At 63.2% G+C, this 13,569-nt stretch carries 13 protein-coding genes; 11 read left to right on the plus strand and 2 right to left on the minus strand.

Going from position 1 to position 13,569, the window contains the following annotated elements; all coding sequences use genetic code 11:
* The first annotated feature begins 175 nt into the window (after nucleotides 1-175).
* The 6 genes from JWP26_RS03785 (at nucleotide 176) to JWP26_RS03810 (ending at nucleotide 6,776) form a co-directional block, all read left to right on the plus strand.
* Nucleotides 176-3,262 carry a helicase-related protein gene (locus JWP26_RS03785; protein WP_299723691.1) on the plus strand — a complete coding sequence of 1,029 codons (3,087 nt, stop codon included), beginning with the start codon at nucleotides 176-178 and terminating at the stop codon, nucleotides 3,260-3,262.
* A gap of 3 nt (nucleotides 3,263-3,265) precedes the next feature.
* Nucleotides 3,266-3,673 (plus strand): RNA-binding S4 domain-containing protein, encoded by a 408-nt coding sequence (locus tag JWP26_RS03790; protein ID WP_299723694.1) that lies wholly within the window; start codon nucleotides 3,266-3,268, stop codon nucleotides 3,671-3,673.
* A gap of 150 nt (nucleotides 3,674-3,823) precedes the next feature.
* On the plus strand, nucleotides 3,824-4,162 hold the full coding sequence (gene fdxA, locus JWP26_RS03795) for a ferredoxin FdxA (RefSeq protein ID WP_299723697.1): 339 nt from the start codon (nucleotides 3,824-3,826) through the stop codon (nucleotides 4,160-4,162).
* A gap of 457 nt (nucleotides 4,163-4,619) precedes the next feature.
* Nucleotides 4,620-5,195 (plus strand): CarD family transcriptional regulator, encoded by a 576-nt coding sequence (locus JWP26_RS03800; protein WP_299723700.1) that lies wholly within the window; start codon nucleotides 4,620-4,622, stop codon nucleotides 5,193-5,195.
* 126 nt (nucleotides 5,196-5,321) lie between these two features.
* Entirely contained in the window at nucleotides 5,322-6,083 is a 762-nt protein-coding gene (locus JWP26_RS03805; RefSeq protein ID WP_299723703.1) for a CPBP family intramembrane glutamic endopeptidase, read from the plus strand.
* Nucleotides 6,084-6,101: 18 nt separating this feature from the next.
* The gene (locus JWP26_RS03810; RefSeq protein WP_299723705.1) at nucleotides 6,102-6,776 is read left to right on the plus strand and encodes a permease; all 675 of its coding nucleotides are present in this window, start codon (nucleotides 6,102-6,104) and stop codon (nucleotides 6,774-6,776) included.
* Nucleotides 6,777-6,813: 37 nt separating this feature from the next.
* On the opposite strand, the gene JWP26_RS03815 is transcribed toward JWP26_RS03810, so the two are convergent.
* Entirely contained in the window at nucleotides 6,814-7,647 is an 834-nt protein-coding gene (locus tag JWP26_RS03815; protein ID WP_299723708.1) for a methyltransferase domain-containing protein, read from the minus strand.
* A gap of 45 nt (nucleotides 7,648-7,692) precedes the next feature.
* Here JWP26_RS03815 and JWP26_RS03820 point away from each other — a divergent pair, with 45 nt between their 5' ends.
* From JWP26_RS03820 to JWP26_RS03840, 5 genes are all read left to right on the plus strand, one after another.
* Entirely contained in the window at nucleotides 7,693-8,490 is a 798-nt protein-coding gene (locus JWP26_RS03820; RefSeq protein ID WP_299723726.1) for a ComF family protein, read from the plus strand.
* 30 nt (nucleotides 8,491-8,520) lie between these two features.
* Entirely contained in the window at nucleotides 8,521-8,775 is a 255-nt protein-coding gene (gene grxC / locus JWP26_RS03825; RefSeq protein WP_299723711.1) for a glutaredoxin 3, read from the plus strand.
* Nucleotides 8,776-8,994: 219 nt separating this feature from the next.
* Complete coding sequence (locus JWP26_RS03830; RefSeq protein ID WP_299723714.1) at nucleotides 8,995-9,825, plus strand: carbon-nitrogen hydrolase family protein; 831 nt, start codon at nucleotides 8,995-8,997, stop codon at nucleotides 9,823-9,825.
* A 55-nt stretch (nucleotides 9,826-9,880) separates the two neighbouring features.
* Nucleotides 9,881-10,306, plus strand: coding sequence for a DUF1178 family protein (locus tag JWP26_RS03835; protein WP_299723717.1), 426 nt, complete (start codon nucleotides 9,881-9,883; stop codon nucleotides 10,304-10,306).
* 36 nt (nucleotides 10,307-10,342) lie between these two features.
* Entirely contained in the window at nucleotides 10,343-11,212 is an 870-nt protein-coding gene (locus tag JWP26_RS03840) for an aldo/keto reductase (protein WP_299723720.1), read from the plus strand.
* A 441-nt stretch (nucleotides 11,213-11,653) separates the two neighbouring features.
* Here the strand turns inward: JWP26_RS03840 and ilvD are convergent, their stop codons facing one another.
* Nucleotides 11,654-13,504, minus strand: coding sequence for a dihydroxy-acid dehydratase (gene ilvD, locus JWP26_RS03845; protein ID WP_299723723.1), 1,851 nt, complete (start codon nucleotides 13,502-13,504; stop codon nucleotides 11,654-11,656).
* Nucleotides 13,505-13,569 lie beyond the last annotated feature (65 nt).

The raw sequence follows: 13,569 nt of genomic DNA on the forward strand, positions 1-13,569 counted from the left end.
AACAAAGCCAGATTCATTGATTCACGCCGATTCGGTTTCGGTTTGTTCTCGGCTTGTTCTGTCATTAAACGGACATGGAATTTGGTCGCTTGTTACGTCCCGTTGTGGGACCCTGAATTTTCAAAACGGCCTCCACCACTTCTATCCGGCGCTCCCGCGCCCTACATTGGCGACGATGACTTTTGCACCGCACCACTCGCTCAAGGCGATTCTCGGCCCCACCAATACCGGCAAGACCTATTTTGCCATCGAGCGCATGCTGGCCCATCCCACCGGGATGATCGGCCTGCCGCTGCGGTTGCTGGCGCGCGAGGTCTATCAGCGCGTGGTGGAACGCGTCGGCGTTCAGGCGGTGGCGCTGGTGACGGGCGAGGAGCGGATCGTACCGGCGCGGCCGCGCTACTGGGTGTGCACGGTCGAGGCGATGCCGACCGATATCAAGGTCGATTGCGTGGCGATCGACGAAATCCAGACCGCGATCGATTTCGACCGCGGGCATGTATTCACCAATCGTATCCTGCATGCGCGGGGCATGAGCGAGACGCTGCTATTGGGCGCGGCGACCATGGCGCCGGTGATCAAAAAGCTGCTGCCGCATGTCGAGATCATCGACCGGCCACGGTTTTCGCAGCTGACTTATGCGGGCTCCAAGAAAATTTCGCGGCAGCCGGAGCGGTCGGCGATCGTGGCGTTCTCAGCGCGGCAGGTCTACGCCATTGCCGAATTGATCCGGCGCGAGCGCGGCGGGGCGGCGGTGGTGATGGGGGCGTTGAGCCCGCGGACGCGCAACGCGCAGGTCGAGCTTTATCAAAATGGCGACGTGGATTTTCTGGTGGCGACCGACGCCATCGGCATGGGCTTGAACCTGGATATCCACCACGTGGCCTTTGCCGACGACACCAAATTCGACGGGCATCAGAGCCGGCCGCTAACCCCGGCGGAGCTGGGGCAAATCGCCGGGCGGGCGGGGCGGCATGCGCGCAACGGCACCTTCGGGGTGACGGCGGGGACCGAAGGGTTCGACGAAGAAATGATCGTGGCGCTGGAAACCCATGATTTCGATCCAATCAAAGTGCTGCAATGGCGCAACAATGAGCTGGATTTTTCATCCATCCCCGCTCTTCTCAATTCGCTGGAACGCTCACCCGACCAGCGCAGCCTGACAAGGGTGCCCATTGCCACCGACCAGCGGGCGCTGGAGTTCGTCGCCCGCAATGAGGCGGGGGCGCTGGCGCGGGGCATGACCGGGGCAAAGCTGCTGTGGGAAGTGTGCCAGACCCCGGATTACCTGGGGATTTCGCCGGCGGCGCATGGCGAAATCATCACGCGAATCTATTCGGATTTGATGCGAAAGCAGGCGGTCAGCCCCGACTGGATGGCCGAGCAAATCCGCTTTTGTGACAATTCGAGCGGCGATATCGACACGCTGAGCAACCGGATCAAGCAGATAAGAACCTGGACCTTTGTCGCCAACCGCAAAAACTGGCTTGCGGACCCGCTGCATTGGCGCGAAAAGACCCGGGATATCGAAGATCGGCTGAGCGATGCTCTTCATGAGCGGTTGACCCAGCGCTTCGTCGACCGCCGCACCAGCGTGCTGCTCCGACACCTGAAAGACAAACGCATGGCATCTCCCGAGATCAATGAACGTGGCGAAGTGCGGCTGGAAGGCCATCTCATCGGCACGCTCGAAGGCTTCCGCTTTACCCTGGCGCGCAATGACGGCGACGTCGACGCCAAGGGCATTAGGACTGCAGCGGACCACGTCGTGGCTCCCGAAATCCACCACCGGGCCGACCGGCTGGCGGGGGCGCCGAACGAGGAATTCGTTCTGGCGACCGACGGGCGCATGCGCTGGAAGGGCGATATCGTCGCCGAGCTGGTGGAGGGCGATGCGCTGCTGCGGCCGCGCCTGCTGATCCTGGCGGACGAGTCGCTGACCGGGCCAGACCTGATCGCGGTGCAGGATCGTCTGAACCTGTGGCTGCGCCATCATATCAATACCGTGCTCGAACAGGTGATGAGCCTCGAGGCTCCGGCCGATATCGAGGGGCCGGCGCGCGGCATCGCGTTCCAGCTGTTCGAGAACCTGGGGCTGATTCCCCGCGGCCAGGTTGGCGACGAGGTCAAGAACCTCGACCAGGACGTGCGCGGCAAGATGCGCAAGCTGGGCATCAAGTTCGGCGCCTATCACATCTACCTGCCGCTGAGCCTGAAGCCGGCGCCGCGCGAACTGGCGCTGATTCTGTTCGCGCTGAAAAATGGCGGCATTCGCCAGCCGGGCGTGACCGACCTGCCGCATATCGTGCTCAGCGGGCGCACGTCGTTCCTCATCGATCCCGAAGTCGATCCGCAGCTGTATGAAGTCGCGGGCTTCAAGGTGGCGGGTAAGCGGGCGGTGCGTGTCGATATTCTGGAGCGGCTGGCCGACATCATCCGTCCGCTGATCGCGGTCGATCCGAGCCGGTTTCAGGGCGAGCCGCCAGCCGGCGCCGCCGAGGGCAATGGTTTCCGGGTGACGGTCGAGATGACCTCGCTGCTGGGCTGCTCGGGTGAGGATTTTGCCTCGATCCTGACCTCGCTGGGCTATCGCCTGCGCAAGACGCCGAAGGTTGTGAAGCCCGTAGAGGCTGTTGCGGCTCCCGCCGAAGCCAGTGCGGAAGCGCCGGCGCTGGAAGAAACGCTGAGCGAGAATCCGAGCGAGGTCGAGCCATCGGCTGTGGCTGAAGTCGAAGCGGTGCCGGCTGAGGCCGTTGTGGTCGAGGCCGATATTCCGGCGACGACAATTATTGAAGCGGCGCCGGTTGACGCTGCGGCTGAGCCTGCGCCGGTCGACACCAAGCCGGCCGAGCCGGAATTCGACGAAGTGTGGTTTCCAGGCGGCAAGCGCACGCAGGACAATGCCAAGCGCCATGGTGGACCGCGTCGCGGCCCGACACGGCCGGAGGGCGAAGTGCAGGTGGTGCGGCCACAGCGTCCGCGTCCGGACCGGACCCGTCCGGCCGATGCGCCGCCGCAGCGCGTGGTCAATCGTCGCCCCGAAGGCGAAGTGCAGGATCTGACCAAGGCCCAGCATCTCAATGGCAAGGCACGGTTCGAGAATCGCGCCAAGGCGGAGCAGCGGCCCAAGTTCGACAAGCCGCGCAATGAGGCGCCCAAGCAGGACAATAATCGGCCGGTGCGGGATGAGCGCAAGGTGGCCTACGATCCCGATAGCCCGTTCGCGGCGCTGGCGGCCCTGCGCAACAAGAAGCCCGAGTAGCGATTGGCGGGAACAGGAACAGGTCCGGGCATCCGCAAGGAGCGGCTCGACAAGTTCCTGTTCTTTTCGCGCGCCATCAAATCGCGCACGCTGGCGCAGAAGATCATCGAAACCGGGGTGATCCGGGTCAATTCCGAAAAGATCGTCGATAGCGACCACAAGGTGGGCGCCGGCGATGTGCTGACCATGGCGATCCACAACCGCATCGTGGTGTGGAAGATTGTCGACGCCGGCACACGGCGTGGACCAGCCAGTGAGGCGCAGGGGCTCTATGAGGATTTGTCGCCGCCAGTGCTACCCAAGGCGGAGCGTTCGCCCTATGAAGCGGCAATTGCGCAGCGCGATGATGGCGCCGGGCGACCCACCAAGCGGGAGCGGCGGGAGACGGATCGATTGAAGGACGACGAGTAGGGAAAGCTGCGGTTGAAATGGTCTTGCGCTCGAAGGCGCGAGCGCGACAAAAGCGACCCGGCCAGAGCCTTGCAGCAGACGCCAAAAGGGTTTAGCAACCCAGACAGCAAGCCCCAGTCCTCATTGTTCCGCTCGGGAACCGCCCGCCAGATGACCTATATCGTCACCGACAATTGCATTAAGTGCAAATATACCGACTGCGTCGAAGTGTGCCCCGTCGACTGCTTTTACGAAGGCGAGAACATGCTCGTCATTCATCCCGACGAGTGTATCGATTGCGGCGTCTGCGAGCCCGAATGCCCGGCCGAGGCGATCAAGCCCGATACCGAGAGCGGGCTGGACAAGTGGCTCGAGATCAATACCAAGTTCGCCTCCGTCTGGCCGAACCTGAGCGAGCGCCGCGATCCGCCGCCCGATGCCAAGGCATTCGACGGCGAAGACGGCAAGTTTGAAAAGTACTTCTCCGAGACTCCCGGCGAAGGCGATTAGGGCTCGGTCTTTGGGCCATGCCGGTCTGCAAATGGCGGTTTGCTGCGCTTCCGGTGCTCACGTACAGAACGTACGTTCCGCTCCGGTTCTCGCAAACCACCATTTTCGACTCGGCCTGACCCAAAGCCCTTCGCCCTAATGCTGACTGCGCGATCGGCTGGAGCGCGCGTGCGATTGTTCAGGAATGGGACACACTAGGTGTTGATTCGTTCCTTTTGATTCTGCTGAAATTTTGTGCTATGGTGTGTCTACATGCAGCCAAGCCCGTCACCAGAGTGCCATCAGGCACATTTTTTTTGACACACATCACCAGATGCTGAGCGCGCCGGAAAGCGGACCGGGGCGGCCAGAGTGCTTGACTGCGTCCAGTACCCCGGAAACGGGGATTGAACAGTACGGAGTGGACGGTCCTTCCCGCCAGGAACTGTCCATCGGGGCGTCAACAAGGAGTTATCTCATGGTAGCCAAGAAGACCACGCAGCGTCTTGGGTTCAAGACCGGTGAATTCGTCGTGTATCCTGCCCATGGTGTGGGCATGATCGTCGCGATCGAAGAGCAAGAAGTTGCCGGCCTGACGCTTGAGCTGTTCGTCATCAGCTTCGAGCAGGACAAGCTGACCTTGCGCGTTCCTGTCGCCAAGATCAAGTCCGTCGGCATGCGTCACCTCGCCGAAGAAGACATGGTCACCCAGGCGCTGACCACCGTCACCGGCCGCGCGCGCGTCAAGCGCACCATGTGGAGCCGCCGTGCCCAGGAATATGAAGCCAAGATCAATTCGGGCGACCTGATTGCCATTTCCGAAGTCGTGCGCGATCTCTATCGCTCCGAAGAGCAGCCCGAGCAGTCCTATTCGGAACGCCAGCTGTTCGAGCAGGCGATGGATCGCATGAGCCGCGAAATCAGTGCCGTCAACAAGCTGACGCTGACCGAGGCAATTCAGCTGATCCAGCGGAACCTCGCCAAGTCGCCCAAGCGCACCAAGGCGGATGCCGTGGAAGCCGATGCGGCTCCGGACGAAGAAGCTGCGGCGTAATCTTCGCCAAGATCTGGAATTGGAAGGCCGGCGGAAACGCCGGCCTTTTTGTTTGGGAAGGGCTAGGCCCCGAAGGCTCGACAACATGAAGGCCCAATGCCAGTCTGCCGGGGCATGAGGGCAAGCATGGCGAACACATTGCGCATTCCAATCGCCGTGGCCGCGGTGGTGATCTGGATCCTGATCACGGTGTGGGGCGTGTGGACGCCACACGATCCCACCTCGCTGACCGCCGGCATTTCCGGCGGCGTCGCCTGGTCGATCGTGGGCGCGGGCGCATTCATGCTGGTCGTGGTGCTGGCACTGGGGTGGCGCGATATCGGCTTCAATGCGCCGCAGCCCTGGAGTTCGCTGCGGGTTCTGGCATTTCCGGCGATCTACATCGTGCTCTTTGCCGCCGGCGTCGCCCTGATTGGCCTGCCGGCGCCATCGGTCGTTTTCTTCCTCGCGATCAATACCCTGGCAGTGGGCTTTTCCGAGGAGATCGCGTTTCGCGGCGTGCTGTTTCGCGCCCTGCATACGCGGCTGCGGCTCTGGCCGTCGATCTGGATTGCGGCGATTGCCTTCGGCGGCGTTCACGTCGTCAACGGCTTTACCACCGGGGATTTCCTGAACGCTTCGGTTCAGGCGCTGACCGCCTTCATGAGCGGCATTTTTTTCATGGCCCTGGTGCTGCGGACGCGCTCGATCATCCCCTCGATGCTGTTCCATGCGCTGTGGGATTTCCTGCTGACCACGATCGGCGCCGGTAGCGCATCTTCGGGGGCAGCGGCGAGCGGGGACAGACATTGGTGGGTGCTGCTAGTGCCGCCGCTCTTTATCCTGCCGAACTTCCTTTATGGCTTGTGGCTGCTGCGCAAGGTGCAAGACACCGGGCCGGCGCAGTAGCGGGCGAGGGAGCAATCCATGGATTTTATGCGTCTGCTGAAGTCGGTCGAGGAGCTGCTCTACGAGCTCGTCACCTGGATTCTGTTCTATCCGCTAACGCTGTGGCGCTGCGTCCGGCGTCCAGTCGCGATGATGAAATACGCCGAGCGCGAGCTGGGGGACGAGGGCGAGGAGCAGTATGACGACGCGCTGAGCCCGCCGATCTTCCTGCTGATCACATTGTTCCTGGCCCATCTGCTCGAGCTTGGCCTGGCCGTTCCGACGCAAGCCGGCCTCCCTGAATTTTTGCAGGACGACAAGAACCTGCTGCTCTACCGGGCGGTTGCCTATAGCCTGTTTCCCCTGCTGCTGGCGCTGCTGGATGTTCGCCAGCGCGGGGTGCGCCTGACCCGGCAATTGCTGCGGCCATCATTCTACAGCCAGTCGTATATCGCCGCGCCCTTCGTGCTGTCGTTCGACATCGCCGTTCTCGTCGGGCGGCACGGGTCTGCGGCTGCGGTGAGCCTTGGCGTCGCGCTCTTCGCGCTGGGCCTCGCGTGGTATTGCGGGGCCCAGATCGCCTGGTTCACCACGGTCCGCGGTGTGAATGCCGGCCGGGCCGTGGCGATGGTTTTGGGCACTGTCCTGGCGGGTTTCGTGGCTGTCCTGGTGGTGCTCGTGGCGACCGCCGCGACGGCAATTTTCATCAGTTGACGGCGCTGACATTACAGCTCCGTCGTTCCGATAAATCTTACTTGGCCTTGTTGCCCAATACCTTGGCCATGCTCACCGTGGCGCTGCCGGGCTTGAGGGGCTGTTGCTGGCTTTCGTGGGGGAGCCAGCCGGAGAGCCAGATCAGTTCGAGCGTGGCGCGGACGCGGCCATCGGGGTCGGCGTCTCGTTGCGCATAGGCTTGGGCGGCGGCGGTCAGCAAGGTGCGGTTGGCGGGGTGGCGGGAGCGGTCGACCAACGGATTGGCGGCGCCGAGGGATTTCAGGTCCGCCATCAGCGCGAAGGGGCTGGAATAGCGCACGATGTGGGTTTCGACATCGGCGACGGGCAGGGCTAGGCCCGCGCGTTGCAGCAGGGCGCCGGCGTCGCGGACCTGGATGAAGGGGGCGACGCGGGCGCTGGCGCCGCCAGAGATTTCGGCATCGGCGCTGAGGAAGGCTTCGCGCAGTTCCGTCAGGGTATTGCCACCGAGGGCGGCGGCCATCAGCAAGCCATCGGGAGCGAGGCGGGCGCGGAGCTGGGCGAGATAGCCGGGCACGTCGTTGACGGCCTGTAGATGCAGCAGGGAGACGATGAGATCGAACTCGCCCTCGGGAAGCGGCGGCAATTCGCTATCGGGCGTGAAAGCCGCGAGGCGGGTGAAGGGGAACTCTGCCTTGGCGGTGCGACCGCCGGCGGGGAGGCTCGAAACATCGGGGCCGATGATGAGGGCACGGGGAAAATCGCGGATCAGCGCGAGCAGCCGCTCCTCAAGATCGCCCAGCACCAGATCCATGACGAAGTCGTCGCCGCTGCGGCGCGCCAGGTGGCGGGCGATCAGCGCGGGGTCGAAGATTTTTGGTGGCATTGCCATGGGCGGGGGACGACAGCGCTCGGTTGGGGTGGCAGTATCGTGCTTATGGAGAGAGCGGACGAGGTTGTCAAAACCGAGGCGCTGCATCACCGCGTGATTGGCGGGATGCGGCGCGTCGGCGGTTTCGTGCTCGACCAGCTCTATCCACCGGTCTGCCTTGGTTGCGAGGCACCGATTGCCGCCAGTGACGGGCTGTGCGGGGCGTGTTTTGGCAAATTACGACCGATCACCGCGCCGCTATGCCGCGTTCTGGGGCTGCCGTTCGAGGTATCGCTGGGGCCCGATGCGTTGTCGGCGGAGACGATTGCGGAGCCGCCGCCGTTTGGGCGGGCGCGGGCGGCGGTGATTTATAACGAGGTGGCGCGGACCATCGTGTCGCGGCTCAAATATGGAGATCGGCCGGAACTTGCGCGGTTCTGCGCGCGGCTGATGGCGAGCGCTGGGCATGAATTGTGGGGTGCCGATGCGCTGCTGGTGCCCGTGCCGCTGCATCCCAGCCGGCAGCGGGAGCGGCGCTATAATCAATCGGGGGAACTGGCAGCGGCGATCGGCAAATTGACCGGGGTGGCGGTAGATTTGCATCTGGTGCGCCGGGTGAAGCGGACGCGGCAGCAGGTGGGGCTATCGAGCGACGGGCGGGTGCGGAACGTGGCGGGGGCATTTGCTGTGCATCCGGACCTGCTGGCGCGGTTGCGTGGACGGCGGGTGGTGCTGGTGGATGATGTCTATACCACCGGCTCGACCGTCAAGGCGGTGACGCGGACGCTGCTGAAAGGTGGGGCGAGCGAAGTTGATGTCATCTCCTTCGCCCGCGTTGTCATTGGCGCGGAAATGCCCATATAGATGGAAACAGCCGTACTTTCGGAGAGTAACATGGCCAAGATCGAGATCTATACCACGCCGACATGTCCCTATTGCCACGCGGCCAAGTCGCTGCTGTCGGACAAGGGCGCCGACTATACCGAGATTACCGTGCTGGACCCCGATTTGCGCGCGGCGATGACTGAGCGCGCGCATGGGCGGCGTACGGTGCCGCAGATTTTCATCGGCGAGACCCATGTGGGTGGCTATGATGACATGGCGGCGCTGGATCGGGCCGGCGGGCTGGATGAGCTGCTGAGCGCTTAGGACCAATCGCCATTCAGCTGATGCTGGCCTGCAAATGTCAGCTTTCTGCGCTTCCGGTCCTCACGTACCAACGTACGCTCCGGTCCAGTTCTCGAAACCCGACATTTTCGGCTCTGCCTGAGCTGAATTTCGATCGGTCCTAGAGTTCTGCGTTTGGGTGCAGAACCCCCACCCCAGCCCCCCACCAGGGGGGATCAGATCGAGAGTGTTGGTCGAATCATGAAAATCGCTGCCATTCAGATGCGGTCGGGGCCCGAGCCGGAGGCGAACTTGGCGGCTTTGCGGCCGATGGTGGCGGAGGCGGCAGCGGCGGGGGCGCGTTATGTGCTGACGCCGGAAGTCACCATGGCGTTCGCGGAAAATCGCGAGGGGCTGGCGCGGGTGGCGGGCCCGTTCGAGAACAATCCGTGGCTGGCGCAGCTTTCGGCGCTGGCGCGGGAGCATGCGATCCATCTGCATATCGGCTCGATGGCGGTGGCGCTTGAGGATGGGCGGTTCGCCAATCGCAGTGTGCTGTTTGGGCCCGATGGGGAAATCCAGACCACTTATGACAAGATCCATCTGTTCGATGCGACCATTGCGGGACTGAACGCCTATCGCGAGAGTGCGACCTATCGGGGCGGCGAGGCGGCGGTGACGGCGCAGGTGGACGAGATCACGCTGGGGCTGGCGATCTGCTACGACATGCGGTTTCCGGCCTTGTTCAATGCGCTGGCCAATGCGGGCGCGCAGGTGCTGGTGGTGCCGGCGGCGTTCACGGTGCCGACCGGGCAGGCGCATTGGCATGTGCTGCTGCGGGCGCGGGCGATCGAAACCGGCAGCTATGTGATCGCGGCGGCGCAGGGTGGGAACCACGAAAATGGCCGGGCCACCTATGGGCATTCGCTGGTCATTGACCCGTGGGGCCGAGTGATTGCCGAGCTGGATCACGACGAGCCGGGTGTGTTGCTGGCCGAGATTGATCTGGCCTCGGTCGAGGATGCACGAGGCCGCATTCCGGCTTTGGCCAATGCGCGGACTTTTAGCGTGGCGCCGGCCTTGCCGGTATGACGGGCGAGGCCTATTTAAGGAGCGGGGCCCGTGTGGCCCGCAAGGGCCTGGTTTCGTGATTCAATATTCCCTGCATTGCGCCAATGCGCATGATTTCGATGCGTGGTTCAAGAACGCCGCGGCGTTCGACGAGCAAAAGGCGCGCGGCATTGTGGATTGCCCGGTCTGCGGCTCGCACGAGGTGAGCAAGGCGCTGATGGCGCCGGCCGTTGCAAGGTCCGGCTCTGAGAAGATGGCGTTGAGTTCGGGGCATCCCGATGTGGCCAAATTCCGCGAATTGCTGCGGGCCTACCGGCAGAAGGTCACCAGCGAAGCCGATTATGTCGGCGACAAGTTTGCCGAAGAAGCGCGGAAAATCCATTTCGAGGAAGTCGAAGCGCGCGGCATCTATGGCGAGGCAACGCGGGACGAGGTCATCGCGTTAGCCGAAGAGGGCATCGAATTCGCGCCCCTTCCCGATTTACCTGAAGAACAGAATTAAGCAGCGCCGGCTCGGCGCAAAATCCTGGAGAGCATCATGGCTGAACTCGACGCATCCCGTTCGGGGACTTTTTCCATTGGCGGGGATCTCAAGGTCAATCGCCTTGGCTTTGGCGCCATGCGCATTACCGGCAAGGGCATTTGGGGCCCGCCGGCGGACCTTGATGAGGCCAAGCGCACACTGGCGCGGCTGCCCGAGATCGGCGTCGACTTCGTCGATACGGCGGAAAGCTATGGCCCTTACATTAGCGAAGAGCTGATCGGGGAGGTGCTGGCGCCGTACGCGAAGGGCACGATCATCGCCACCAAGAGCGGGCTGACGCGGACCGGGCCGGACCAGTGGAGCCAACTGGCGCGGCCGGAATTCTTGCGCCAGGCAGTGACGCAGAGCCTGCGCCGGCTCAAGCTCGAGGTGCTCGACCTGTGGCAATTGCACCGGATCGAGAGCGTGACGCCGCGGGCCGATCAGTTCGGCGCGATTGCCGATATGCAGAAAAATGGCCTGATCCGCCATGTGGGGCTGAGCGAAGTCAGCGTCGAAGACATCAAGGAAGCGCAAAAGTACTTCAAGGTGACCACGGTGCAGAACATGTACAACCTGGTCAGCCGCAAGGCCGAGGATGTGCTGGATTATTGCGAGGCCAATGGCATCGGCTTTATTCCGTGGCGGCCGATCGATGGCGGGAACCTCGCGGCCACCAGCGTCGAATTCAAGACCATCATGGAAAAGCATAATGCATCGGCCAGCCAGATCGCGCTGGCCTGGATGCTGAAGCGTAGCCCGGTGATGCTGCCGATTCCGGGCACTGGCAGCGTCAAGCATCTGGAGGAGAATGTGGGTGCGGCGAGCATCGAGTTGAGCGATGCGGAGTTCAAGACGCTGGATGCGGTGGGCCGCAAGGGCTAAATCGCCTGCGCAAGGACCGTATTTATGGGGCTCTCGCGAAAGCGGGGGCCCTATTTTTTTTCGCCAATGGCGACGCGATCGGGCTATCGCAAGCGAACTTGCGGATGGCGATTTGGCAATGGACTGGATTTTTAGGTCGGTTCGATGGGGAGGGTGGAATCCCCGCCATCGAACCTAACCAGCGGGTAATCTTGGCAGACCACCTTCGGCTGAGGGGCGTTTAGCATGGCATGGTCGGGGTGGCGAGGGGGATTGTCACGAAAGTGTCGTGGGGGGCTTGAACGATCGTGGCTAAACGACACCCCCTCCCAGCCTCCCCCATCAAGGGGGAGGTGTCTGCCGGTGGGTTGAACTGGATCGAGCTTCAAGAGTGGAGATAAACCTCCCCCTTGATGGGGGAGGTAGGAGGGGGTGACTTCCGCTTGCGCTGAACGCCTTAGCCTAGAATAAATCCTCGAACTCACCCAGATCACGCACGGCGCCACGGGCCGCGCTCGTTGCGAAGGCCGCATAGGCTTTCAGCGCCTGAGTCACGTTGCGCTTGCGCGGATGGGCGGGTTTCCAGCCGAGGCGGTCCTGGTCGTGGCGGCGCTGGACCAGTTCGTCATCGCTGACCAAGAGCGTGATGGTGCGGTTGGGGATATCGATCTCGATGGTGTCGTTTTCACGGACCAGGCCGATGGTGCCGCCTTCCGCCGCTTCCGGCGAGACGTGGCCGATGGAAAGGCCCGAAGTGCCGCCGGAGAAGCGGCCATCGGTGATCAGGGCGCAGGCTTTGCCGAGGCCTTTCGACTTCAGGTAGCTGGTTGGGTACAGCATTTCCTGCATGCCGGGGCCGCCGCGCGGGCCTTCGTAGCGGATGACGATGACGTCGCCGGCTTTGATCTCGTTGCTGAGCAGCGCCTTGACGATGGCGTCCTGGCTTTCAAACACGCGGGCCGGGCCGGTGAATTTCAGGATCGAGTCGTCGACGCCGGCCGTCTTCACGATGCAGCCGTCGATGGCGATATTGCCCGAGAGGACGGCGAGGCCGCCATCCTTGGAGAAGGCGTATTCGGCCGAGCGGATGGCGCCTTCCTTGCGGTCGAGATCGAGTTCGGCCCAGCGGTTGGACTGCGAGAACGCCTCGGTGGTGCGTACGCCGCCGGGAGCGGCCATGAAGAAGTTGCGCACGCTGTCGCTGTTGGTGCGGGAGATGTCCCATTTGTCCAGCGCGTCGCCCATGGTTGCGGCGTGGATGGTGGGCTCGCTGCGATTGATCAGGTTGGCGCGGTCGAGCTGGCCGAGGATGGAGAAGATGCCGCCGGCGCGGTGGACGTCTTCCATGTGCACGTCGTTCTTGGCGGGCGCGACCTTGCACAGCACCGGGACCTTGCGGCTGAGCGCATCGATATCGGTCATGGTGAAATCGATCTTGCCCTCATGGGCGGCGGCCAGGATGTGCAGCACGGTATTGGTCGAGCCGCCCATAGCGATATCGAGCGCCATGGCGTTTTCGAAGGCGGCCTTGGTGGCGATGGTGCGCGGCAGGGCGGTGGCGTCGTCCTGCTCGTACCAGCGCTTGGCGAGGTCGACGATCAAATGGCCGGCTTCCTGGAACAGGCGCTTGCGATCGGAATGGGTGGCGAGCGTCGAGCCGTTGCCGGGCAGGCTGAGGCCGAGCGCTTCGGTGAGGCAGTTCATCGAATTGGCGGTGAACATGCCCGAGCAGGAACCGCAGGTGGGGCAGGCGGCCTCCTCGACGGTGGCGATTTCGGCATCGGTGTATTTGTCGTCGGCGGCCATCACCATGGCATCGATCAGGTCGACGCTGCGCGTCTGGCCGCGATGCACCACCTTGCCGGCCTCCATCGGCCCGCCGCTGACGAAGATGACCGGGATGTTCAGCCGCATGGCCGCCATCAGCATGCCGGGCGTGATCTTGTCGCAGTTGGAGATGCAGACCATCGCATCGGCGCAATGCGCATTGACCATGTACTCGACGCTGTCGGCGATCAGGTCGCGCGACGGCAGGCTGTACAGCATGCCGTCATGGCCCATGGCGATACCGTCATCGACCGCGATGGTGTTGAATTCCTTGGCGACGCCACCCGCCGCCTCGATCTCCCGCGCCACCATCTGGCCGAGGTCCTTCAGGTGGACATGGCCGGGGACGAATTGGGTGAAGCTGTTGACCACGGCGATGATCGGCTTGCCGAAATCGCCGTCCTTCATCCCCGTCGCGCGCCAGAGGCCGCGCGCGCCGGCCATGTTGCGGCCATGGGTCGAAGTGCGAGAACGATTGGGAGGCATGTTTGGCCTATAGGATAAAATGACGCCGGCAAAGCGGCGAAGGACCTGCGCCTAGCGCCGTTTGG

It is taken from the genome of Devosia sp., assembly GCF_028290435.1.
Taxonomy (GTDB): Bacteria; Pseudomonadota; Alphaproteobacteria; order Rhizobiales; family Devosiaceae; genus Devosia.

Bases quoted from the DNA above. Each gene is read 5' to 3' on its own strand.
- JWP26_RS03785 (WP_299723691.1), top strand. From the start codon at position 176: ATGACTTTTGCACCGCACCACTCGCTCAAGGCGATTCTCGGCCCCACC.
- fdxA (WP_299723697.1), top strand. From the start codon at position 3,824: ATGACCTATATCGTCACCGACAATTGCATTAAGTGCAAATATACCGAC.
- JWP26_RS03800 (WP_299723700.1), top strand. From the start codon at position 4,620: ATGGTAGCCAAGAAGACCACGCAGCGTCTTGGGTTCAAGACCGGTGAA.
- JWP26_RS03805 (WP_299723703.1), top strand. From the start codon at position 5,322: ATGGCGAACACATTGCGCATTCCAATCGCCGTGGCCGCGGTGGTGATC.
- JWP26_RS03810 (WP_299723705.1), top strand. From the start codon at position 6,102: ATGGATTTTATGCGTCTGCTGAAGTCGGTCGAGGAGCTGCTCTACGAG.
- JWP26_RS03815 (WP_299723708.1), bottom strand. From the start codon at position 7,647: ATGGCAATGCCACCAAAAATCTTCGACCCCGCGCTGATCGCCCGCCAC.
- JWP26_RS03820 (WP_299723726.1), top strand. From the start codon at position 7,693: ATGGAGAGAGCGGACGAGGTTGTCAAAACCGAGGCGCTGCATCACCGC.
- grxC (WP_299723711.1), top strand. From the start codon at position 8,521: ATGGCCAAGATCGAGATCTATACCACGCCGACATGTCCCTATTGCCAC.
- JWP26_RS03830 (WP_299723714.1), top strand. From the start codon at position 8,995: ATGAAAATCGCTGCCATTCAGATGCGGTCGGGGCCCGAGCCGGAGGCG.
- JWP26_RS03840 (WP_299723720.1), top strand. From the start codon at position 10,343: ATGGCTGAACTCGACGCATCCCGTTCGGGGACTTTTTCCATTGGCGGG.
- ilvD (WP_299723723.1), bottom strand. From the start codon at position 13,504: ATGCCTCCCAATCGTTCTCGCACTTCGACCCATGGCCGCAACATGGCC.